The organism is Streptomyces montanus, assembly GCF_005786655.1.
GTDB lineage: Bacteria > Actinomycetota > Actinomycetes > Streptomycetales > Streptomycetaceae > Streptomyces > Streptomyces sporangiiformans.
On the sequence record NZ_VBZC01000090.1, the window covers coordinates 1 to 416 of the forward strand.

The window sequence follows — 416 nt, forward strand, 5'->3', positions numbered from 1 at the left end:
TGGCGCGCGCGGCGAGTGCGGGCGCGGCGTCCCGCTCGGCCTCGCGAATCGCGACGGCCACCCGCGCGGAACGGTCGGCGGCGGCACGGTGGCGCAGCACGGCCTCGGCGGCCTGCCACGCGGAGTGCAGCGTGCGCGCCTCGGCGAGCTCGCGCTTCTGCGCCGCCGCTGCCTTCTCGGCGCCGGCGAGCGCCAACGAGGCGTGCCGGTAGGCGAGTTCGGCCGCGATCAGCGCACTCCTGGAACGGGCACTGCCGGCCTCGGTGACTGTGTGCGCGGCGCCGGTGACCTGCTGGGCGAGGTCGGCGGCGCGCGCCCGCTCGCCCACGGCGCGTGCGGAGAGCCGCCGGGCCAGCGTGCGCGTACGCCGCTCGGCGGCGGGGTGGATGTCCCGCGCGCGGGAACGCGTCCCGGCC

Annotated in this window: 1 protein-coding gene; it reads right to left on the reverse strand. The window is 79.8% G+C overall.

Going from position 1 to position 416, the window contains the following annotated elements:
- Window positions 1–416, reverse strand: a 416-nt coding sequence (locus FE633_RS49010; protein ID WP_246114101.1) for a hypothetical protein, incomplete at both ends; no start/stop codon positions are given.